The organism is Clostridium beijerinckii (genome assembly GCF_008705175.1).
GTDB classification, from domain to species: domain Bacteria; phylum Bacillota; class Clostridia; order Clostridiales; family Clostridiaceae; genus Clostridium; species Clostridium beijerinckii.
Genome location: NZ_CP043998.1, coordinates 954,512 through 979,444 on the forward strand (window position 1 = coordinate 954,512; position 24,933 = coordinate 979,444).

The 24,933-nt window shown below is 27.8% G+C and carries 19 protein-coding genes; 18 read left to right on the forward strand and 1 reads right to left on the reverse strand.

Annotation, left to right across the window (positions count from 1 at the left end):
* The first annotated feature begins 18 nt into the window (after positions 1-18).
* From F3K33_RS04410 to holA, 14 genes are all read left to right on the forward strand, one after another.
* A complete protein-coding gene (locus F3K33_RS04410) occupies positions 19-2,310 on the forward strand; it encodes a YhgE/Pip domain-containing protein (RefSeq protein ID WP_039773440.1) in 2,292 nt (763 codons plus the stop codon).
* 170 nt (positions 2,311-2,480) lie between these two features.
* Positions 2,481-4,391: a sensor histidine kinase gene (locus F3K33_RS04415; protein WP_023974022.1), complete on the forward strand. Its 1,911-nt coding sequence runs from the start codon at positions 2,481-2,483 to the stop codon at positions 4,389-4,391.
* A gap of 2 nt (positions 4,392-4,393) precedes the next feature.
* A complete protein-coding gene (locus F3K33_RS04420; protein ID WP_023974021.1) occupies positions 4,394-6,409 on the forward strand; it encodes a sensor histidine kinase in 2,016 nt (671 codons plus the stop codon).
* 194 nt (positions 6,410-6,603) lie between these two features.
* Complete coding sequence (locus F3K33_RS04425; RefSeq protein ID WP_023974020.1) at positions 6,604-7,104, forward strand: TspO/MBR family protein; 501 nt, start codon at positions 6,604-6,606, stop codon at positions 7,102-7,104.
* A gap of 311 nt (positions 7,105-7,415) precedes the next feature.
* A complete protein-coding gene (locus tag F3K33_RS04430; protein ID WP_039771872.1) occupies positions 7,416-9,722 on the forward strand; it encodes an AAA family ATPase in 2,307 nt (768 codons plus the stop codon).
* Positions 9,723-10,129: 407 nt separating this feature from the next.
* Positions 10,130-10,465 carry an anti-sigma F factor antagonist gene (spoIIAA, locus tag F3K33_RS04435; RefSeq protein ID WP_011968156.1) on the forward strand — a complete coding sequence of 112 codons (336 nt, stop codon included), beginning with the start codon at positions 10,130-10,132 and terminating at the stop codon, positions 10,463-10,465.
* A 14-nt stretch (positions 10,466-10,479) separates the two neighbouring features.
* Entirely contained in the window at positions 10,480-10,911 is a 432-nt protein-coding gene (spoIIAB, locus tag F3K33_RS04440; protein ID WP_011968157.1) for an anti-sigma F factor, read from the forward strand.
* A gap of 10 nt (positions 10,912-10,921) precedes the next feature.
* Positions 10,922-11,677, forward strand: a complete 756-nt coding sequence (gene sigF / locus F3K33_RS04445) for an RNA polymerase sporulation sigma factor SigF (RefSeq protein ID WP_011968158.1) — start codon at positions 10,922-10,924, stop codon at positions 11,675-11,677.
* Between the two features lie 256 nt (positions 11,678-11,933).
* Positions 11,934-12,347: a stage V sporulation protein AC gene (spoVAC, locus tag F3K33_RS04450; protein WP_406585040.1), complete on the forward strand. Its 414-nt coding sequence runs from the start codon at positions 11,934-11,936 to the stop codon at positions 12,345-12,347.
* Between the two features lie 96 nt (positions 12,348-12,443).
* Positions 12,444-13,469, forward strand: coding sequence for a stage V sporulation protein AD (spoVAD, locus tag F3K33_RS04455; RefSeq protein WP_023974017.1), 1,026 nt, complete (start codon positions 12,444-12,446; stop codon positions 13,467-13,469).
* A gap of 72 nt (positions 13,470-13,541) precedes the next feature.
* Positions 13,542-13,898 (forward strand): stage V sporulation protein AE, encoded by a 357-nt coding sequence (gene spoVAE, locus F3K33_RS04460; protein ID WP_011968161.1) that lies wholly within the window; start codon positions 13,542-13,544, stop codon positions 13,896-13,898.
* 234 nt (positions 13,899-14,132) lie between these two features.
* The gene (locus F3K33_RS04465) at positions 14,133-16,652 is read left to right on the forward strand and encodes a P-type ATPase actuator domain-containing protein (protein ID WP_039771875.1); all 2,520 of its coding nucleotides are present in this window, start codon (positions 14,133-14,135) and stop codon (positions 16,650-16,652) included.
* Positions 16,653-16,656: 4 nt separating this feature from the next.
* The gene (locus F3K33_RS04470) at positions 16,657-18,348 is read left to right on the forward strand and encodes a ComEC/Rec2 family competence protein (protein ID WP_039771877.1); all 1,692 of its coding nucleotides are present in this window, start codon (positions 16,657-16,659) and stop codon (positions 18,346-18,348) included.
* Positions 18,349-18,408: 60 nt separating this feature from the next.
* Entirely contained in the window at positions 18,409-19,443 is a 1,035-nt protein-coding gene (gene holA / locus F3K33_RS04475) for a DNA polymerase III subunit delta (protein WP_039771879.1), read from the forward strand.
* A gap of 52 nt (positions 19,444-19,495) precedes the next feature.
* On the opposite strand, the gene rpsT is transcribed toward holA, so the two are convergent.
* Positions 19,496-19,759: a 30S ribosomal protein S20 gene (rpsT, locus tag F3K33_RS04480; RefSeq protein WP_011968165.1), complete on the reverse strand. Its 264-nt coding sequence runs from the start codon at positions 19,757-19,759 to the stop codon at positions 19,496-19,498.
* A gap of 172 nt (positions 19,760-19,931) precedes the next feature.
* On the opposite strand from rpsT, the gene gpr reads away from it, so the two are divergent.
* The 4 genes from gpr to lepA all read left to right on the forward strand — a co-directional run bounded on the left by gpr (position 19,932) and on the right by lepA (position 24,840).
* On the forward strand, positions 19,932-20,915 hold the full coding sequence (gpr, locus tag F3K33_RS04485; RefSeq protein ID WP_023974013.1) for a GPR endopeptidase: 984 nt from the start codon (positions 19,932-19,934) through the stop codon (positions 20,913-20,915).
* Between the two features lie 206 nt (positions 20,916-21,121).
* The gene (locus tag F3K33_RS04490; protein WP_023974012.1) at positions 21,122-22,195 is read left to right on the forward strand and encodes a stage II sporulation protein P; all 1,074 of its coding nucleotides are present in this window, start codon (positions 21,122-21,124) and stop codon (positions 22,193-22,195) included.
* Between the two features lie 338 nt (positions 22,196-22,533).
* Entirely contained in the window at positions 22,534-22,863 is a 330-nt protein-coding gene (locus tag F3K33_RS04495) for a sporulation-related protein NgaS (RefSeq protein WP_011968168.1), read from the forward strand.
* Between the two features lie 171 nt (positions 22,864-23,034).
* The gene (gene lepA, locus F3K33_RS04500; protein WP_039771898.1) at positions 23,035-24,840 is read left to right on the forward strand and encodes a translation elongation factor 4; all 1,806 of its coding nucleotides are present in this window, start codon (positions 23,035-23,037) and stop codon (positions 24,838-24,840) included.
* Positions 24,841-24,933: the final 93 nt, after the last annotated feature.

The window sequence follows — 24,933 nt, forward strand, 5'->3', positions numbered from 1 at the left end:
ATACTAGGGGAATCAATTATGAAGAATATATTTAGAATATATAAAAGAGATATTAATAAAATACGTACTAACTGGGTAGCAAGACTTATGATTATGGTAATGATAATTATTCCATCTATGTACTCATTGATAAATATAAAAGCTTCATGGGACCCTTATTCCAATACAGCTGGAATTAAGATTGCTATTATTAATGAGGATAAAGGTACTGTATTTAAGGACAAGAATATAAATTTAGGAGAAGATTTAGTTGATAAACTTAAGGAAAATGATAAATTAGGATGGGTTTTTACAGATAAGGAAAATGGGGAGCAAGGTTTGCTACTAGAAAAGTATTATGCAACAATTGAAATTCCAGAAAATTTTTCTGAAGACATTACAACATTGTTAGAAAAAAATATTAATAAACCAAAGTTAATATACACGGTAAATGAAAAGAAAAATGCGATTGCTCCCAAGATGACAGATTCAGGTGTAAAAACAGTAAAAAATGAGTTAGATGAAAATGTAATTAAGACAGTCTCAGGAATATTGTTTAGGATATGTAACGAAAGAGGAGTTGATATACAAGACAACAGACCTAAGCTTAGAAAAATAGTTGATAACATATATGAGTTAGATGATAATGTGTCAGAAATCGAAACACTTTTAGATGATGCAAGCAACGGAACAGTTAATTTGAAAAATGTGTTAACTAAAACTAATGATATGCTTCCAACAATATCTAATGCTATTGATTCATCAAGTGATTTTTTAAATAATAGTAAATCGGTTTTAGATGATACTCAGGGAAAACTATCAGATATTTCTCCAACAGTAAAGCAGGACTTAATAAAATCAGAAAATGTACTCGATAATTCAAGTGTAGAACTTAAAAATCTAGATGAGAATGTATTACCAGAAGTATCTAAAAAGGTGTTATTAAATGTAAGGGATTCTGCTATTGCAACAGAAGAGACGATTAATAATGTTAAATATAAACTTAGAAATATAAAGAAACTCATTGATAAATTAAGTGATATAGAAATCAAAATACCTTCATTTGGTGATAATGTTCCGAATATAGATTCGATAAAATTAATTACAGACAAACTAGATAAACAATTAAATTCAGTAAAAAATATGCAAGATGATTTGAAAGATATAAGTAAAGTGATTTCAGATAATATTGATAAGCTAGATACGATTGAAGATAAATTACAAATAGTAGCTGATATATCGGATGAAGAAATTAAGAAAATAGATAATGATGGATTAAATGTGCAAACACTTAAGGATATTATAAAAGTTGTAGATGAAGTACATAGTTTGGTGGCAGATATTACAGACAACTATGATTCAGAAATTGTACCAGGAGTAGAAAAGAGCATTAATTCAACTAGAAAGGTTTTAGATGATAGCTTATCTATTATTGATGAAGGGAGAAATACATTACCAGAAGTAGAAAAATTGCTAAGTGTTTCACAGGATGCAACCAACTTAACTAACGATGAATTAACTAGTTTGAAAAGCAAGTTACCAGACGCTAAAAATAAGATTCATGAATTGTCAGATAAAATCAAGGACATGGATGAAGAAGATAAAATTGATGAATTATTAGACATGATGACAAGCAATTGGGAAAATCAAAGTGATTTTGTAGCTAGTCCAGTTGAAATAGAAGATAATAGATTATTTCCATGGCCTAATTACGGCACAGCTACGACTCCATTTTATACCGTACTTTGCTTATGGGTTGGGGGATTGTTGGCATCGGCTTTATTATCGCTTGAAGCACCTAAATTTGATGATGGAACAAGGATTAAACCATATGAAATGTATTTAGGAAAACTATTATTATTTTTGACAGTTGGAGTATGCCAAGCATTAGTTGCAAGTATAGGTAGCTTAATTATGCTAAAGGTTTATGCAGTTCATCCTATAATGTATATTTTTTATAGTATATTTATAAGTATTATATTTGTAATTGTTATATATACTGCAGCAAGTATACTAGATGATGTAGGGAAAGCCGCAATTGTTATAATATTAGTACTTCAGATGGCAGGAGCAAGTGGTAACTTTCCGATTGAAGTTGCACCAGTATTTTTTCAAAAATTGTTTCCTTTTTTGCCTTTTACATATGCAATTAGTGGTATGAGACAGATTATGGCGGGAATAGTGTATTCAATATTGATTAAAGACATAGCAGTTTTGTCTATATACATGTTTGTTTCATTAATTGCTGGAATATTATTAAAAGGATTTATGAACAGTATTACAAATAATTTTATGGAGAAATTAAAAAAGAGTGGAATATTGAGACATTAATAGTTGTTAAAATAAAATTATTATTAATTGGAATAAATAGTCAACACAACTGATTGCTGGCTATTTTTTTCTGCAAAAAATTAATTGTATACATTTATTTATAAAAGTAAGGTGGCATAATAGAAGAAAATGATATAATAAGGTTATAGTTTCATAAAATAGGGGGAAAAATGGAAAAGTATAAAAGACTATCAAATGATTTTGTTATGAGTAAATCTATAATCATATATATTTATATGATAAGTATATTTTTATATTTTATATTAAAATTTATTGTTAATGATGCTAGTGCACATATACCTTTAATTTTTAGAATTTATTACATAACCCTAAGTATAATTTTATTTGTATTATTAAAGCAAGTGAGAAGATTTTACAAAAGATATGTTTCGAAGATAATAATAATATTTTTCTCATTAATGATATTTATATCATCGTTTGGATTTATAATGAAAATTTATGATGCAAATAGCTTAATAGAAATTAAAAGTTATATAAATTTAAGCAGAGAGAGCATATTACTAATAGAAACTTTTGCTAGTTATGTATTAACTGAATATTATTTGGAAAGAAGAAAATTAAAGATAGAAAGTTACGGAATATTAATTTTAATTATTACATGTACGTTACTGAGTTATTTTTCTAATTTGACTATACTCTTTGTGAAAATTATATATACGGTTATTGAGATACCAGCATTTATAAAAATAGTTATGAATTTAAAAAAATCAAACTACTTAAGGGAACATGGATGGAGCATCATAAAAGTTTACATATCCTCAACGGTTCTGATATTTTTAATTAATATATATGCATTTAACAATAGCCAATATATAAAAGATGCATTAATTGAAGTCATACATTTTGCAAACTTTACAATGCTTTGGAATTTTATTATATCTAGGTTGGTTAAAGATCCATATAAGGCCTTATCACGTTCGTTGAATGATAAAAATGGGGAACTAGATGAACTAAATCATGAAATAGAATTAGGAAATGCTAAGTTAGAGAGTTCAATAAATTTATTAAGAAGTAAAGAGTATTTATATTCAACATTATTTAGGTTTATGCCCCATCCAATTATAATTCTGAATGCAGATAATGATAGAATATTATTTGTGAATAAACAATTTTTAAAGATTTCGGGAATCTCAAAAAAAAGAGAAATAATAAATAAAAAAATAAGCAATTATATTGATTTTGTAAATAATAATGCAGAAAATAAAGATTATGATGCAATTCTCTATATAGGAAATCAAAAAAAATTTATAAAGGCAGAATTTTTGCCTTATTATGAAAATGTATCATGGAAATTGCTATTGATTAAAGATAGAACTTCTAAAGTTCTTGTGGATGAAATAAGGAAAGAAGTTGAGAATAAACAAATTGAAGAAAGTATTAGGAGAGAATTTCTTTCAAATATAAGTCATGATTTGAAAACGCCGATAAATGTAATATATTCGGCAATGCAGGTAGAAAAAATATATGTTGAAAAAGAAGACTTTGATATATTAAAGAAATATAATGATATATCTAAGCAAAACTGTATCTCTTTAATTAAATTAACCAACAATTTAATAGATAATTCAAAGATAAATTCCCATTATTTAACGCCAAGATTAGAGAATATGAACATAGTTGAGGTCATAGAGGACAATGTAATGTCATTAGTAGAATATGTGAAGTTAAATAATATAGATTTAATTTTTGATACTAATACTGAAGAGTGTTACTTGGATATTGATCGTGAATTTATGTATAGAATAATTCTAAATTTAGTTTCTAATGCTGTGAAATTTACTAAAGATGGTGGACAAATATGCGTGGTGGTAAACGAATTTGATGATAAGGTCAATATATCTGTAAAAGATAATGGAATTGGAATAGATGAGGAATTTATATACGAAGCATTTAATAGATATTCAATTGGAGGAAATTGTAATCCTGACAGAAAAAGTGGGACAGGCATAGGGCTTTTTGTAGTAAAACAATTAATTGAACTACAAGGCGGAAAAATCGAAATAAAAAGAAATAATAATTTAGGGACAACTGTAAGTATTGAATTTATGAAAGGGATATAGAGATGTATAATGGTTTCTTAGCATTGGACAAAATAAAGATAAAAATTAGAAACGTTCAGAAGTATGCATTTTTAACGGTACTAATAATTTTATGCTCTATTCTTACTGATAATGTTAATTTTTATTTGCTATTGAATAATATAATTGCAATATCTATGATTTTGGCGTTTATTTATGTGTATATAATAAGGGGGAAGTTTGTCGGTAAAGGTTTTGTAGCAAGATTCAAAGTGATATATTTAATACTTATTATGATACTAGCTATAAATGTTACTGAGATAATAATGTTATTTAAGGATATTCCTAAAAGTTACTTCATACTTTTTTATAGCATGCACGCTACTTTAGAATATTGCATAATAAAAATAGGACTCCTGGTTAAAAATAATAATAGAAAGAGTCTTGTAATATGTATATCGGAAATAGTAATTATCATACTGCTTGGTATTGGCTTTAATGGAGGAAATGGAATACATAATCCTTATGAACTATCATTTTTTATATGGAGCATTACCATAAGTGTTTTGTTAAGCATAGGTTTGTGCATATCTACAGCACAAGATATGCTATCTAAAAGAAAACAATTTACCATTGCTGAATTTAGACAAATAATATTTTATATTTTTTCTATATTATTTAATTATTTGGGATTTATATGCCTTTATATGAGCTATGTGAAAGTTTCTGAATTTATATTAATTGTTAAATGTATTACTTTATATAAATTTTATGATTACATAATAAGTAAAGTAGTGGATGGTTCATTAAAAGAACTTAATAATAATATCGAAAATGCAACTAAAACAAAGAAAGAACTTAACTCTATATTAAGGAAAAGGAATTCTATATTAAATGAAATAAGTGTAATGATCAAAAAGAGTGGAGATAGGAATAATGAACTAATTGATTCTATTTATGGTGGTGTATTTCTATTTTACTTAGATAGGCTTCGACACATAAATAAGAGGACATTAAAAACTTTAAACATAACTAATGATGAGATCTTAGGAATAGAAATAAATGATTTTATAAAAATGTATTTTGATATAACGCTTGAAGATATTAAGAGAGCAGGCAATTATATTCCATGCATAAAAATGAAACATACTGATTTCGAAGTTGAAATATTTTTGGCTTCCATAGATGAAATAAGCAAGATTCTTTACATACATGATATAAGTGAAATTAAAGAAAATAAAAAGATGAGAGAAATTCTTGAAGAATACTTGCAAGAGGATGAAATAAAAAAAGAATTTTTCTCTAATATTTCTCATGAACTAAAAACGCCTATAAATCTTATATTTTCTGCATTGCAGGTTAATCAAATTTATTTTAATGAAAATAATCTAGATGGAGTAAATAAGAATAGAAAGATTATAAAGCAAAATTGTTTAAGGCTTATAAGGACTATTAATAATTTTATAGATGCTAATAAAATTTCAGAGGGGTATCTAATTCCGAATCTAAAAATACATAATATAGTTAACATTGTAGAAGAGGTTTCGATGGCGTCTAATAAGTACATAAAATTAATAAATAATACTCTGACATTTGATGCACAGGAAGAGGAAATCTATGTTAAGTGTGATAAGGAAATGGTAACAAGAATTATGTTAAATATTCTTTCCAATTCTGTTAAATATGGAAAGCAAGGTGGAAAAATAAATGTGAGTGTAGAGCTTTATATGGATAACAAAGTTGCTATAAAAGTTAAAAATGATGGCTTGAAAATTGATAAAGAAACCATTCCATATATTTTTGATAAATTCACTAAACTGAATAAAACTTTTAATAGACTAAAAGAAGGAAGCGGCTTAGGGTTATTTCTAACTAAAGCCTTAGTTGAACTTCAAGAAGGAAATATACGGCTCACATCAAATAATAGAGGAAATGAATTCACAATAATTATGCCTATGGCTCAGCAATTACATGAAGATAAATTCAACAATGAAGATTGGGAAACAAATTTATTAGAAGAAAAGATAGATATAGAGTTTTCGGATATATATATTGAGTAGAATTAACTTAATAGGAAATGAAAAAAGTAAGTGGATATGAATTTAATAAATTTATAGGTACTAAAAATAATTACAATTTGATATAAATAAACTTGTGATAAATAGTTTTATTAATTAATCATAGTTTTACATAAATAAACATATATTAAATTAGTTATGTTAAACTAATTACTTAAATTTGAGGTGTATAATTTATGTCAGAAAAGTCAGGGAATAAAAAAAGGATAAGAATTATTCCATTGTTTGTATCAATAATTATTCCACTTTTAATAGGGTGGCTTTCAACATTATTAGTTCCTAATATGAGATCAATATATGAAAGCTTAATTAAGCCACCTTTTTCACCGCCTGCAATGGTTTTTCCGATTGTGTGGACCATACTTTATATAATTATGGGAATATGCTCATATAAAGTATATATTTTAAAATATGAGAATATAGATGTAAGCTCTGCATTATTTGTTTATGCCATACAACTATTATTAAATTTTTTATGGACTATAATTTTCTTTGGGTTTAAGCTTTATGCGTTAGCATTTTTAGAACTTATTATTTTGATTATCTTTGTAATTTTAACTATAAAGAGGTTTTATGAAAAGATTGGAAATAAGGCATTTTTATTAATTCCTTATTTGGCTTGGTTAGTGTATGCAGGAGTATTGAATTTTTTTATTTGGATGTTAAATGAAATGTAAATTGTTGATATTCTATGTAATTAATATTTTTAAGATGGTTGCTAAGATTAATATCTAGGTAATCATTTTTTTATTTAATGCTATATTTTTCTCATATGAGTTGGAAAAGACAGAGGTATAAAAAAACTTAGAATTTCATGGTTGCCTGTGATTTTATTCTGACTTTTAATATTATTTATGTTTTAGTTTATAAAAAAATATATCTATTTTGCCATTTAAAGAATATTAATATTATATACTATCAATTTAGGGAGGGGTCTGCTTTGAAATATTTTAATTAAGTATATAATAGATTCAAAGTGGGATAAGATATGAAGAAAGAATTAACTCCAAATGAAATTATTTTTTGTACTTCGTGTACAGATAACATTAAAAAAAGTAATATTAATAGAGTACCCGAATTTACATCTACTTTAAATAGAATTAAAAAGAGCTTGAGTGTTGAAAAAGAAGGATACAATATATATTACGTAGATTCATTTTCAAAAGAGAAACTAGAGAATTTAATAGAGTGTGTTGAAAATATATATGAAAAACTTCCTGCACCAAAAGACATTTGCTATGTAACATCACAAGAACAACTAAATCCTACTGCATTGTTTTTACCAAATGGTAAAGGAAATATATTAAAAGAAATGATTGATGATATAAAAGAGAAATACTTTGAATGCATAGTAGAGTTTTATAGTAGTTCTTCAGATGAGGAAAAGGAAGATATTATTGAAGAAATAAGTGAAAAAAGGAATAATTATATAACAAAACTTATGGATTCAGCAAAAAATAAGAATTTTGATGTTAAAGCAACTAGCGGAGGATTTGTGTTTATTCCTTTGAAAGATGAAGGCAATGAGATGACTCAAAATGAATATGACAGTCTCGAAAGTAACACTCAAGAAAGTATCGAAAAACAAGCATCAAAATTAAAAAAAGAAGCAGAAGAAATTCTAGAGACATTAAAAGATATTGAAATAAAATCGATTAAGAAACTTAAAAGTATATACAAAGATTTTATAAAAAAGAATATGCAGAGTCATAAGGATGATTTATTATTACAATTTATTTCCCAGGATGATGTTTATAAATATCTTCTTCAAATGTATGACGATATAGAAGAAAGAGTAGTTGAGTGTTATACTATTAATTTGGAAGATGATGAAGATTGTCTAAAAGATATATTCTCTAATTATAATGTAAATGTAATTGTTGATAATTCGACCGTAGATCATCCGAGAGTTATCTATGATGAAGATCCTACTATTGGAAACTTAATTGGTACCATTGAATATAGAAACAATAACGGGGGATATAGTACAGATATATCTTTGATTTCTGCTGGTAGTTTGTTAAAGGCTAATGAAGGATGTCTTATATTAAGATTAAGTTCGTTAATAAGTAGTGGTGTAAGCTACTACTATCTAAAGAAATCATTAATTCATGGCAAAATAAACTATAATTATACGAAGAGCTATTTAGAAATGATATCTCTCGCAGGATTAAAGCCAGAGTCAATTCCTATTAATTTGAAGGTTATTTTAATAGGAGACTATGAGAGTTTTCAGATATTATATGATAATGATGAAGATTTTAAACAAATATTCCCAATCAGGATAGAAGCGGATACCGAATTAAAATATAATGATATTACTAAAAATTCTATTGAAGGATTAATAAAAGAAAAGATAAAAAAAGATAACTTATTGAATATAACAGATGATGCTCTTAAGGAAATGATTAAATTTCTTGCTAGGGTCGCAGGTCAAAGAAATAAAATATCTATAGATGATTATTATATAAATAAATTACTGCATCTATCCAATAATAATGCAAAAGAAGATAAAAGAAAAAATATAGAAAAGCAAGATATAATTGATGTAGCATATGAAGATGAAAAGATTTTGGAAGATATAATGGATAATTATAAAAGTAAAAAAATATTGATAACAGTAAACGGAAGAAAAACAGGAATAATCAATGGGCTTTCTGTAGTTGGAAATGGATCCTATAGTTTTGGTAAGCCTATGAGGATAACATGCTTATCAAATATAGGAGATGGAAGGATAATAGATGTTCATAAAGAATGCAAAATGAGTGGAAATATCCATGAAAAGTCGATTGGAATATTGCGAGGACTATTAAGTAATTTAATAAGTCCTTATGAAAAATTGCCAGTAGATTTTCAATTAAGTTTTGAACAGACTTATGGAATGCTTGAGGGAGATAGTGCTTCTGTGGCAGAGATAATATGTATTCTATCAGCTTTAAGTAAGAGGCCAATAAGACAAAATATTGCTGTCACTGGATCTATAAATCAGTTTGGGGAAATTCAGGCAATTGGTGGGGCCAATGAAAAAATTGAAGGATTCCATAGAGTTTGCAGCATTATTGATAAAACAGATGGAAAGGGTGTCTTAATTCCAAGTACAAATGCCGATGAATTAATATTAAGATATGAAGTTGAAGATGATGTTAGAAATGGAAAATTTCATATATATACCATGGAAACTTTAGAGGATGCTATTGAAGTATTAATACTTGATGAAGGAGAATCAGTAAAAAGTTTCTTTAAGGAAATAGAAAATGAAATTTTAAAATATAAGGGTGGAAAAAAGAAAAAGTAATTATTGGCTTATCTAATAAGTCAAATCTTTAAGTTAGATATCTATAAGAAAATAAAATAGAGGATGATCTTATGATATATATTTATATGAGTATATCGAGATTATCTTCTATTTTTTATGCATTAAATAAAAGCAAGAGATTCATTTAATATTTGATAATTATGTAGTTTAGGTAATTATCGGTATCTTTATTTTATATATCCTTAATATATGTGATATAGGCGGATAATTAAGATAATGAGTTGTAATAAATAGAAAAAAATGTAATAAATAGTTTGACGTTGAATAAAATAGTATGTTAAAATATGGTAAAAGATGAAATGAGGGAAAAGAGGAGGTGAACGTAGAATATCTTAAAACTTAAATATATAAGTTTAAAACTACATTGTGAGATATTCTTAATTAATATGTATTTAAAATTTGAGAAACAAAAAAATATTCTAATAACTACTCTTAGTGGTGAACTAGATCATAATAGTGCAGAGGAAGTTAGAGTAAAAATTGATGATAGGATAGATAGAGATAATATAGAAAAAGTTATTTTAAATTTTTCAGGAGTTACTTTTATGGATAGTTCAGGAATTGGAGCTGTCTTGGGTAGATATAAAAAACTATCGAACAAAGGGGGGATGCTTTGTATTGCAGAACCTAATAAGAATGTTAATAGAATTTTTGAACTGGCCGGATTGTACAAGTTAATTAAAAATTATAATACTGTAGATGAAGCAGTAAGGTGCATTTAGATGGAGGGGTTATCATGTCTGACAATAAAATGAGCATAGAATTTGTAAGCAAATCTGAAAATGAAGCTTTTGCAAGAGTTGCAGTTGCAGCTTTTGTTGCTCAATTAGATCCAACAATTGATGAAATAAATGATGTAAAAACAGCAGTGTCTGAGGCAGTTACTAATTCTATAATACATGGATATGAAAATAGAGAAGATGGATTAGTTAGAATTGAAGCAGAAATTAATGAAGATCAAGTAACTATAGCGATTATTGATAAAGGAATTGGAATTGATAACATAGAGCAAGCTATGGAGCCATTATATACATCAAGACCTGATTTGGAAAGATCTGGTATGGGATTCACTGTAATGGAGACATTTATGGATGCGTTAGAGGTTGACAGTGAAAAAGGTAATGGTACAAAGGTGGTAATTAAGAAGAAATTTAACGTGGTAAGTTAGGTGAAATAAGATGGAAAAAGAGGATTTAAAACGAGAGGATTATAATTATGATAAGAATCCCAAGCTGTTAGCTCTAGCAAGAAGTGGCGATACTGATGCTATGAATACATTAATAGAAATGAATTTGCCATTGGTGTCATCTATAAGTAAGAAATTTCTAAATAGGGGATATGATTATGAAGATATATTTCAAATAGGATCTATTGGGTTAGTTAAAGCTATTAATAATTTCGACTTAAATTATAATGTTAAGTTCTCTACTTATGCAGTTCCTATGATTATAGGAGAAATAAAGAGATTTTTAAGAGATGATGGGATGATAAAGGTAAGTCGTAATGTTAAAAGCCTTGCTAGAAAGATACATTTTCAGAAAGAGATTTTAACAAAAAAGCTCAAGAGATCACCTACTATAGAAGAGCTTGCAGATTATGCAAATGTTGATAAGGAGGAGATTTTATTTGCAATTGAATCTTCTAATAGCTTACAATATTTATATGATACAATACATCAGGATGATGGAGCTCCAGTTCTTTTAATAGATAAACTAAGTGAGAAAAGTGCAGATGATGAAAATCTTATTGAAAAGATAGCTCTTAAAGAAGCATTAAATAGTTTAGATAATAAAGCTAAGCAGATTATAATGTTACGTTATTTTAAAGATAAAACACAAGTTCAAGTAGCTAAAATGTTAGGTATAAGCCAAGTGCAGGTATCGAGAATTGAAAAGAAGGTTTTAGCTGAAATGCGGAAAAAATTAGAAGAATAAAATTTGCTAATTACACATTGGTAAGAAAAATGATAAATATAAAAAAGAGTTATTATAGAATATGTATTTGTATAATTTTTTATTAAATTAGATCAAATATATATTCTATTTTTTTTATAAAATATATGCCAAAAAATAACACGATTAATCTTAATAATTTTGCAAATGATAGATATACAGGTAAAAAAGGAGAGTGATCATCTTGACTAATAATAAAGAAGTAAGTGAAGAAAGCATAAAGCAAAAATATAATGATATGGCCAATGAAGCCATTCCAAAATCAAAGATACTTAAAGATTGCTTAAAAGCGTTTTTAGTTGGAGGATTAATATGCGATGTAGGTCAATTGATTTACAATATTGCAGCAGGATTTGGAATTGCAGAAGAACAAATAATGAATATGGTTCCTATTATAATGGTATTTTTAGGAGCTTTGTTAACAGGTACTGGAGTATATGCTAAATTAGCTAATTTTGGTGGAGCTGGTACTGTTGTTCCGATAACTGGGTTTTCTAATGCTGTAGTTTCTCCAGCAATAGAGTTTAAAAAAGAAGGATTTATATTTGGAGTCGCAGCCAAAATGTTTACAATTGCGGGACCAGTATTGGTATATGGTATTGGTACATCAGTAATAATAGGAATAATTTATTATATAATTGCAATAATTTAAATCAAAAAAGGAATTGGAATTTTAAGATGGGGATATGTATTTTTTTGATAAATAATCGAGTTGCTTTTAATTCAAAAATGTAGAGGAGTGATTAATTTGCAAATGAAGAATAAAAAGATAGGAAATCAAACTGTAAAATTAGATAATCCACCCAAAATAATATCGACGCATTCTATAGTAGGCCCTAAAGAAGGGGAAGGACCGCTAAGTGAATATTTTGATGATATATTAAACGATGACATGTTAGGAAAGGAAAGTTTTGAAAAAGCCGAAAGCGAGATGATGTTTACAGCTATATCGCAAGCTTTAAAAAAAGGGAACCTTAAAGAAACAGATATAGATTATTTATTTTCAGGAGACCTATTAAACCAAATTATTTCATCAAGCTTTGCAGCTAGAGAATTCAGTATTCCATTCTTTGGATTATACGGTGCTTGTTCCACTATGTCAGAATCTTTGAGTTTAGCGTCAATAATTATGGACGGAGGATTTGCTAAATACGTGGTTGCAGCTACATCTTCACATTTTAGTTCAGCTGAAAGGCAGTTCAGATTTCCGCTTGAATATGGATCTCAGAGACCAGCCACAGCTCAGTGGACAGTGACTGGATCAGGAGCATTAGTTTTAGGACATGAGGGGAATTATCCGGAAATAACATATGTGACAACAGGAAAAGTTAAAGATTATGGGCAAAAAGATGCTAATAATATGGGAGCAGCTATGGCGCCAGCAGCGGCAGATACAATTGTAAATCATTTTAAGGATACAGGAAGAAAACCGGAAGATTATGATATTATAGCTACAGGAGATTTAGGCGTAATAGGAAGAGAACTTGCTGATAAATTAATTGAAGACTTTGGATATAATATTAGAAATCAACATATAGATTGCGGCGAAATTATATTTGATAATGAAAAGCAGAATACATTGTCAGGTGGAAGTGGTTGTGGATGTTCAGCAGTTGTTTTTACAGGTTATTTATATAAAAGACTTATGAAAAAGGAAATTAAAAGAGTATTATTAGTTTCTACAGGTGCACTTATGAGCACTACGTCTTCTCTTCAAGGTGAGACAATTCCAGGAATAGCACATGCAGTCGCTATTGAAATGAATTCAAATTAAGTAAGAGGAAACTTATAAATAAACGAGATGTTAGATTATAAAAATCTTTTGTTTGAAAGGAATGAAAAGTGAATGAATTATATAAGTGCATTCATAGTTGGGGGCATTATTTGCGTTATAGGTCAAATATTAATAGACGTCACAAAATTAACTCCAGGAAGAATCTTAGTAGTGTTTGTTGTGCTTGGAGCTATAGTAGGTGCTTTTGGATGGTATGATAAATTAGTTTCTATTGGCGGAGCGGGAGCTACAGTTCCGTTACCGAGCTTTGGAAATGCATTAGCTAAAGCTGCAATAAAAGAGGTAGATGAAATAGGATTATTAGGAGCTTTTACAGGTGGAATTAAAGGAGCTGCAGCAGGGATTACAGCATCAATATTCTTTGGATATCTTATGGCACTAATCTTTAATCCAAAAACCAAAAAATAAATAAATTTAATATGGAAAAATAATTGAGCCCAATGAAGATTGTTATAGTAGAAATGCTTAAATAAAATTAACTTTTATAAATATGTATCGAAAATATATATAAGATATTAAAGTTTTGCCTTTTAATGTCTTTAAACGTATAATTATACTATAAATGAATGTATATATATAAAAATGAAAAATATAGTATAATAAAGAAGTTATTAATGAAGTAATTAGAATGGTGGGGTTTTTTTGGAAAAATACTGCAATAACTCTTGGGCTCAAATAGTTGAATTACTAAATAGTAATGTTCAAAGTGGACTTAGTGAAAATGATTGTGAAGCATTAAGATTAAAATATGGGACCAATAAGATTGATTTACCAAGTGGAAATAAAATTTATAAACATATACTAAATGCTTTAAAGCAAAAATCTATAATTATAAATTTGATAATTACAATAATTTTATTCGTATTTGAACATTATTTATTTGGTATAATAACAGCCTTGATATTATTATTAAATTTAATTTTAATAGTAATGCATACTATAAAAAGAGATAAAGAAATTGGAGCTTTAGAAAGGCTGAATTCTGCAGATACAGTAGTTATTAGAGATGGAGCCCAGAAAATTATAAAATCTGAAGAATTAGTAATGGGCGATATAGTAAAAATTAATAAAGACTCTGTTATTCCATCAGATATAAGAATAATAAGTGCTAATGAAATTAAAGTTGACGAAAAGAGTATAACAGGAGAAGCATTTTATAAGGAGAAATTTGAAAGTAAGATAGTAGGAAATATATTTTCTTTAACAGATATGAAAAATATATTGTTTAAAGGGTCTATAATAAAATCAGGTAGCGGACTAGGTATAGTAATATCCACTGGTAATTCTACTCAGTTAGGTAGAATGCTTACCATGCTTACGTATGCAAGTAATAGAAAACATAATTTTGGGACAATGATATCTAAAATTTTAGAAAGATATTTATTAATTTATTTCCTAGGAATTATAATTATAGGATCATATTTTGTATATACAGGACAAGATGCAAACAAAAATTACATATGCACAGCTTTATTTGCCCTTGGTTGTTTTCCAGTTACTATAATCGCGAAATTAGTTTTTAAAAATATAATTAAAAGCTTTAGGAATGAAAATATAGAAATAATAAATTTTTCAGTATTTAATTTAATTAAAGATGTTAATATTTTATTTTTAGATAAAGTTGGTGCAATAAGCAAAAAAGAAATGATAGTCAAAAAACTATTTATTAACGATAATTTGATATCGACTGAAGATCCGTATGTAAAAGAGACAACCTTTGATAGGATAGTTGAAATATCATTAGTATGTAATAACGCTATTTATAATCCAAGTGATGATAGTGGAAAAGGAGAGTTAGATGAGCTTGCTTTTCTAAGTTATGCTGCTAGAAAAAAAATCTACAAAGCTGCTATAGATAGTAGGAATTCTAAAATTTTAGATATACCTATGGATTCTGATAAAAGATTCTCTACAGTTGTAAGTAAATTTAATAACAGATATAGAGCTAATACTAGAGGAAACGTAGATGATGTTTTAGAACAATGTACACATGTCATGATAGAAGGTATCGAGAAAGAGATTACGGATGAATACAAAGCAAAAATAAAGGAAGTTGATATGAATTTATCTATAGAAGGGTTAATAACAGAAGGTTTTGCGTATAGAAACTTTACTTATGAACCATCTAAATCTGAAAATATAGAAAGCAACATGGTCTTTGTTGGAATAATTGGATTGGAAAATCCACTTGAAGAGAATCTCGAAAATACAATAAATCGAATTAAGGATAAAGCAATAGTACCAATATTATTTACAGAAGAAAGTAAATTAAGTGCTATAACAAATGCAAAAATGGCTAATATAATAAAGAATAATAATCAGGTAGTAGCAGGAATAGAACTGGATTCTTTAAATCATCAAGAATTAAAGGATTTGCTTTGTAGGGTAAGGGTTTTTTGCAGAGTAAATCCAGAAATTAAATCAAAGATTGTTTCATTATTTATAAAAGATGGCCATAAAGTTGCAACTACTGGTGAAACGTTAGGCGATCTTCCAGCACTCAACTTATCAAACGTAGGAATAGGTAAGGGAAAAGCATCTACAATTGTAAAAAAGGTATCAGATGTATATATTAAAGAAAATTACCTAGATGGGTTCTTTAAAATAAGAGATTTTTCCAGAGTATTTGATGGCAATATAGATAGAGGATTCAAAGTATATTTCATTGCTCTATTCTCAGAACTTCTAACTTTAGTAGGAAGTATTATAATGGGACAAACTGGAAGTTTAGAATTTGGAAATGTGGTAACGATAAATGGAGTTTTATTCATTCCATTATCATTAATAATATTACTTAAAAAAGGGCGAGATATTACTAGAAATGAAATGATAGTTAGATCATTTGTTCTAAGCATAATTACAATGGTTTCAATTTACAAACTTGGTGATAAGGAAGCAGCGATAGTGACATTAACTATATTATCAATTGGAATTTTATTATTTACATTGTTTAATAGCAATATTTCTGTAAGAAAATTTTCTAACGAATTGATTATGCCTGTTATATCATTGTTAGTAATTATTATTGCCGTAATTAGTATGATTCTAATTAATGGAATATTAATTAGAGATATAATAGGAATAGAAATAGCAGCATCGATAATATTTTTATTAATCTTTGAAATTTTAGCTAGAAAGTGGCAAAACTCATTAATGAGGTGAGTTGATGTTTTCTAAAAAAATAGGAGATGTAGGAAATCCACTAATATACATATTTTTGACGCTTGCAATTAGTTGTATTTTCTATGGAATGAATAAGGAATTTAGGGGGCTTACAATATTCATTGTAGCCTTCTTTTTTATATGCATATTTTATTATTGTGGTTTCAGTTTCTTTGTTATTATGATTATTTTTTTTGTTGTTGGAATTTTAATTAATTGTTCCTATTATAAAATTCCAAGCAAAATAGACGGCGAAGTAAGGATAATAAAAATAAGCAATTATGGTGTTATAGGAAGCTATGAAGGTAAGAGTATTACGATAAGAACTAATGATAAGAATTTAAGCGTAGGTGAAAAATATAAAATTATAGGAAAAGTTGATGACATACAAGATAGATATAATGGGATAGTTGGGGAAGTAGAGCCTAAAGTATTGTATAAGATTAATGGAGACTTGATAACAAAGCTTTATGAGATTAAAAGAAATATATATTTGCGGTTAGAAGAAAATTTAGGAACAAGAAAGGCAGGGTTAATATCATCAATTGCTTTTGGTTATTGCGATTATTTAGATTTTGAAGACAAAGATGACATGAAAAACTTTGGAATTATACATAGCATAAGCGTTTCAGGGTTACATGTAGCTATAGTATATGGTTTTATAAGAATTTTTGTTGGGAGAAATTTAGGAATTTTGGTAACTATGATATATGTTGTATTTACAGGACTCAATTATTCTAGTATAAGGTCTTTTTTAATGCTTGCATGTGTAGAAGGTGGACGTATTTTAAAAAGAAATAATAATTCAATTTCTGCTCTGTGTTTCTCTGCAACGTTTTTGGTTCTTTATGAACCTTATAGTATTTTTAATATATCTTTTCACTTATCTTATTTAGCTACTTTGGGAATAGCAATGTTTAATAAGAAGTTTAACAATACATTATATAAATTGAACATTAAATTAAGAGAAGCATTAAGTTTAACATTAAGCGCTCAGATATTTACGTTACCATATCTAATTTTAATTTTTAGGGATTTTTCAGCAAATTTTATTATTGGAAACTTAATTTTGGCTCCATTTGTAGATCTTATGGTTATTACAGGAAATGCATTGGTATTGACATATACTTATACTCAATTATTTGATTTTTGCAGTTATATAAACTTGAAAATAATAAATATGTTTGATTGTATTCTAAATTATATGGAGAACTTTTCATTGCCAATGTTTTATGGAAATGAAAATGTAGTTTTCTTCTATCTATTTTTAATGTTTAGTGCTTACTTTGTGAATAAAGGATATAAAAAGTTTGTTTATCTTCCTCTTATAGCTATTTTTATAATTACAATTCAGATATATAGTCCAATTCCAAGTATAAGGTATTATAAAGAAGGTGCTATTTTATTTTCTTATAAAGGTGATAGAATACTAATGTCCAATAAAAATCAAATTGATTTAAATAGACTTTCTAAATCAGCACTTGCAACAAAATATTTTAGACAGAGAAGTATGATTATTATGAATGGAATTTATAAAATAAGTTTCAAAGGAAAAGATTACGTTCTAGATACTGGTACTAAAAAATATCTATTAAAAGTTACAAGTGATAAAACTCAACATGAAGAGTATGATATAATAAATTTTAATGATAGGATCACTAATAACATATTTATAATAGACGGAATATTAGTATAGGTTTATAGATTTATATTAGAATTAAATTAGAAGCACATTTTATACGAAAGGAAAATTAAAGTGATTAATTACGAAGTTTATGAGCAAGAGATTGAAAAAGGAAATATAAAAAATGGATATATATTTTGTGGGTTAGATGAAGAATTTATTAAAGATGGAATAAGTCTGATTATAAAAAAGAATATAGCTGAAGAATTTATGGATCTTAATTTAATAAGGATAGATGGAATGAATACAAGTTTTGATGCTATCATGAATGCGTGTGAAACAATGCCATTCATGGGAGAAAAAAAAGTTGTGGTTGTTTATAGGTCTAATTTTTTACAGGACAAAACTGATTCGTCAGGAACTAAAATATACAATGATATTAAGAGCTATATATCAAATTTACCTCCATATACAGTATTAATAATGTATTATTTATTGAATGATAAGAGAGATAGACCAAATAAAAATAAGAAATTAGCTACTATTGGTAAATCATTAACAATAGTATATTGTGATAAATTAAAAAGGGACAAATATTTAAAGAAAGTATCGGAAGTATTTAAAGAGAAGGGAAAACAAATTGGAAGAACTGAGTTATCTTATTTCTGTGAGAAAGTCTATAATAATTTTGACATTATAAAAAGAGAAGCTGACAAGCTTATATCGTATTGTGGTGAAAGAGAGATAAAAAAAGAGGATATTGATATACTTATTTCAAAATCAAGTGAGGATGATACTTTTGATTTAGTTGAATTAATAGCTACCAAAAAAATTGATAAAGCTATAGATACTATGAAGGAAATTTTATATAAATCAGACCAGCATATGCTGATAATAAGTGCTATTCAAAAGCATTTCTTGAGATTATATGAGATAAAGATAAAACTTAGCAATGGAAAAAAAGTAGATGATTTTATGTCAGACTATAGGTTGCCGCAGTTTGTTTGTGAAAAATTAATAATGCAGACAAATAAATTCACACAAAAGCAGTTATCAGAGTTAATTAAGCTTTGCGTTAATACAGAAACAAAGTTAAAATCAACTGGAATAGATAAGAATATGGAAATGGAATTCCTTTTAATAAATACACTTACAGTTAAAAAATAATATTTATTAAGAATATAAAAAAATAACCCATCTACTTAGATGGGTTTTAAGATTATGCCATAGAGTTTAACTTAGCAGCTAATCTTGATTTCTTTCTAGCAGCCATATTTTTATGAACAACTCCCTTAGTAGCAGCCATATCTAATGACTTAACAACTGATGTAAATAAAGCTTTAGCTTCTTCATTATTCTTAGCTTCTATAGCAGCTTCAAATTTCTTTATAGTAGTCTTTAAAGCAGACTTAATCATTCTGTTCTTTAAAGTCTTAGTTTCAGTAACTTTAATTCTCTTTTTTGCTGATTTTATATTTGCCATTCTTAATTCACCCCCTTAAATTTTTATAGGGTCTCTGCAGTTTTTGGGGAAATCTGCGTACGAGTTCATATTCAACAAACCTTATTATAGCATCAGAAGTTATGTAATTCAAGTATTAAATTCAAAGAAAAAGGAAAAATAAGACTGAGTAAATTTATAAAGAGGTGTTGGTATGATAAATGTAAGAACAGATTTAGTACTTGAAGCGAGAGAAATTTATAAAGAAAGTCACAAGGATGAAGTAGATATAGATGGAATAGAAGTTATAGAAGAAAGTGATGATGATATTAAGGTAACTACAGTAAAGGTAAAAAATGATGAAGGTGCTAAAAAAATTGGAAAGCCAAAGGGAAATTATATAACTATAGGAATGCCAGACTTTACAGCATATGATGGTGAAACTATGGATAGAGTTTCACAAGTAGTATCAGAGATTCTGCAAAGATTAATTAAGATTGATACAGAGAAAACAGTATTAGTTGTAGGACTTGGAAATTGGCAAGTGACACCAGATGCTTTAGGTCCTAAAGTGACAGAAAAGATTATGGTAACTAGGCATTTACAAACAGTTATGCCAGAAGCAATTGATGAGTCTGTAAGACCTGTTTGCTCTATAGCGCCTGGAGTGCTTGGAGTTACAGGAATCGAAACTGTGGAAATAATTAAAGGCGTTGTAGAAAAAATTAAACCAGACCTAGTGATATGTATAGATGCTCTAGCTGCAAGAAGAGTTGAAAGAGTCAACACAACAATTCAAATTGGAGATACTGGAATATCGCCGGGTGCAGGAGTAGGCAATAATAGAAAACAAATAAATGAAGAAAATTTAGGAGTTAAGGTTATTGCAGTAGGTATTCCAACAGTTGTAGATGCAACAACAATTGCTAATGATACTATAGACTCTGTAATAGATTCATTAATAAATAATTCATCAAGTGGAAATGAATTTTATAAAATGTTAAAATCTCTTGATAAAAATGAGAAGGAAAGACTCATTAAGGAAGTGATGTCATCAAAAGCAAGTATGGATATGATAGTTACACCTAAGGACATTGATTTAATGGTTAATTCTTTATCAAGAATAATAGCCAATGGGATAAACATGGCAGTCCAACCTAATATGGATATGGATGAGATTAATAAGTTTATGGGTTGATTATTAATAATTTATTTCTTGAAATTTAGAATGAGAAGAAAAGATCTCAAAGTAATTTGAATTATTTTGGGATCTTTTTATTTTAGATTGATTATCAATGTATATTTTAATCTATTCTAATTTTTAAATAGATAGAATGATATTTATTAGAATAATTATGTAAATCCGTTAATATAAATATAAAAAAGGGCAAGGGGGGGATTACCGTGATATATATGAGCAGAAGAGGAAAAAAAGGTGAAATTAATAAAAGGATAAAAGCAAAACCTAACATTAATATAGGCTTAATAATCCTCATTTTAATTATAGGTGTATTTTTCATAAGATTAGGTAATGTTTTGAAAAATAGCAAGGAAAGAGGAGCATTTGCCTATGTTCAATTGTTAAATCTAGGAATGCCGATAATAGAATCCCAAGTTTATGATGAAGGAACCTATGCTGAAAATAAACTTTCATTAAAGAATGTTTGTTTTCAAGTATTAGGATTAAATAATCTTAGCTATAAAGGAATAATTCAAAATGAACTTAGTTTCTTTGGTGATGGAGAAAGTTCTAGCAATACTGAAACTAATTTTAGTTTTAATCCGTTTCAAATAAGCGAAGACAGTATATCAAAAGTACAAGTAAACACTGATAGTAAGAATACCCCAATATATGATCCTAGCTTAAAGAAGACATTGGATAAATCTAAGCCAGAAGTATTAATATATCATAGTCATACTACAGAAAATTATAATGCATCAGAACCAGATAGTTTAAATGAAGATACCAATGTAGTGGGAGTAGGCGATGTTCTTGCTAATGAATTAGAAGAGAATTATGGGATTTCAGTCATACATGATAAAACCAATAATTGTATTTCTTATAATGATAGTTATACAAGATCTGGAGAAGTGGTTGATAAATATTTAAAACAATATGGAGATTTTAAAATGGTTATAGATCTGCATAGAGATTCCGTAGAAGATAAAGCTGCGACAACAACAGAAGTTGATGGAATGAGCGCATCTAAAATAATGTTTGTAAATGCTGAAAATAGTACGAGATATCCTAAAAATAAAGAGCTTACAGAGAAAGTATTTAATAAAACATCTGAATTATTCCCAGGATTACCTATAAAAATATTAACATATCATAGAGGGAAAAATGCATTTAATCAAAGTAAAAGTGACGGATGTTTACTTTTTGAAATAGGATCTCATACTAATACACCAGATGAGTCAAAAGTTACGGCAGAATGTATGGCTAGAGTAATTGCGGAAGTTTTGAATAAGAAATAAGTATAAAGTTAAATGGAAAAGGTTTGGAAGTTATATTGAGTGCATATGAAAAATTAGATAACATGCAAGTTTGATTTTTAGCACTAAGTATTTAAATAGATATTTCAAGTTGAGATTTAAATATAATCTTGATGGTGAAAATTAAAGAAAAGATTAGGAATCTAAAGCTAGAATTTAGATCTCTAGTCTTTTCTTTATTTTAATTTATTAATACATAATATTGAGATAATTGGTGAGTAGATTGTTTGACTAAGAAAGTTGAGGGTGAATAATAGTTTGACTATATGGAAAGAATCTAAATAAAAATCAAAAAATAAATTAAAAAGGGTGTTTCGACATTGAAGAAAATTATTAAAAGTAACATTTTAAGAAGAATATCACCAATGATTTTTATATTATTTATTATTTTTATTGGAATAATTAAAATAGATATGATTAATACTAAGGCATTATCTCCTCTTGGGAATACTAATGAAAATTATAAACTTGTAAGCAATGAATTTGGAGAAGATTTCTCGAATTTTATCAAGGATAATTCATTTCTTAAAATTTATAAAGAATCTGAAAAAGATGTTTTAGTTAAGATAGGAAGTAATGATTTTAGGATAAATAATCAATCTTCTTTTATTAAAAAAATAGAGGATATAATTGAAAGAATAAAACCATAATATTAGTTAAATTATTTAGTTGATTTTAAAATATATATAGGGCATATTAGACATAGAGCATTGAGGGAAAGTTTTGATAGCCTTTCTTTATGGATATATGTTATAATTTAGCTGATTTAATTATAACGGGGGTGAAAGGACTGTTTTTTGTTAAGGATAACAGTTATGCGTATGAAAAGTGAAAGACAAAAACATATCAGAAATTTTTCAATTGTAGCACATATTGATCATGGTAAATCAACCCTTGCGGATAGATTACTTGAAACTACAGGAACCTTAACTAAAAGGGAAATGGAAGAGCAAGTTCTAGATAATATGGAGATAGAAAAAGAAAGAGGAATTACAATAAAGTCTCAAGCAGCGAGGCTTGTATATAGAAGAGACGATGGTGAAGAATACATTCTTAATTTAATTGACACTCCAGGACATGTAGATTTTAATTATGAAGTTTCAAGAAGTTTAGCAGCTTGCGAAGGAGCGATATTAGTTGTTGATGCAACACAAGGTATTCAAGCCCAAACTTTAGCTAATTGCTATTTAGCATTAGATAATGATTTGGAAATTGCACCAGTAATAAATAAAGTTGATCTGCCTTCTGCAAGACCCGATGAAGTTAAGAAAGAAATTGAAGATGTAATAGGAATTCCAGCAGAAGAAGCTCCTACTATATCTGCTAAAACAGGGCTTAATATAGGTGATGTATTAGAGTGTGTTATTAAAACTATACCTTCACCTGATGGCGATGAAGAAGCTCCTTTAAAAGCATTAATTTTTGATTCTTACTACGATAGTTATAAAGGTGTTGTATGTATAGTTAGAGTGATGGACGGAAGAGTAAAGATTGGAACTAAAATTAAATTGATGGCTACTAATAAAGTTTATGACGTTACTGAAGTCGGAGTGTTTACTCCAGGAGTGCTTCCAATCAGTGAGTTAAGTGCCGGTGATGTTGGATATGTAACAGCATCCATAAAGAATGTTAGAGACGCAAGAGTTGGGGATACTATAACTGAAGCTAATAGGCCAACCGAAACAGCACTTCCAGGTTATAAACCTGCTATACCAATGGTTTATTCAGGAATATACCCAGTTGACGGAGCAAAGTATGATGAATTACGAGAAGCTCTTGAAAAGCTACAAATAAATGATGCGGCATTAAGCTTTGAGCCAGAAACATCTATTGCTTTAGGTTTTGGATTTAGATGTGGATTCTTAGGATTATTACATATGGAAATAATTCAAGAAAGAGTTGAAAGAGAATTTAATTTAGATATAATTACTACTGCACCATCTGTTATATATAAAGTAATCAAAACTGATGGAGAAACATTAGAAATAACAAATCCAACTAACCTACCACCTTTGACAGAAGTGGATTATATGGAGGAACCAGTAGTTAAGGCATCTATAATAACCCCAAAAGACTATGTTGGAGCAGTTATGGAGCTGTGTCAAGATAGAAGAGGTATATACATAGATATGCAATATATAGAAGAAACCAGAGCTGTTGTAAATTATGATATACCATTGAACGAAATTATATATGATTTCTTTGATACATTAAAATCTAGAACTAGAGGATATGCATCTTTAGACTATGAATTTAAAGGATATATTAGAACTAAATTAGTTAAGTTAGATATATTATTAAATGGGGATGTAGTTGATGCATTATCAATGATAGTTCCAGAGGAGAGAGCTTACCATAAAGGAAGAGGAATAGCTGAAAAGCTAAAAGAAATTATCCCAAGACAATTATTTGAAATTCCAATTCAAGCAGCAGTAGGATCTAAAATTATAGCAAGGGAAACCGTAAAAGCTATGAGAAAAGATGTATTAGCTAAATGTTATGGTGGAGATATCTCAAGAAAGAAGAAACTACTTGAAAAGCAAAAAGAAGGAAAGAAGAGAATGAGACAGGTTGGTTCTGTTGAAGTTCCACAAGAAGCATTCATGGCGGTATTAAAGGTAGATTAGTTAGTATAAGTAATATAAATATAGAATACTTTATACATGTAAATTATATTTATTTAAAGAGTAATTCTAAAAAACTAGCGAATGTATAAAATA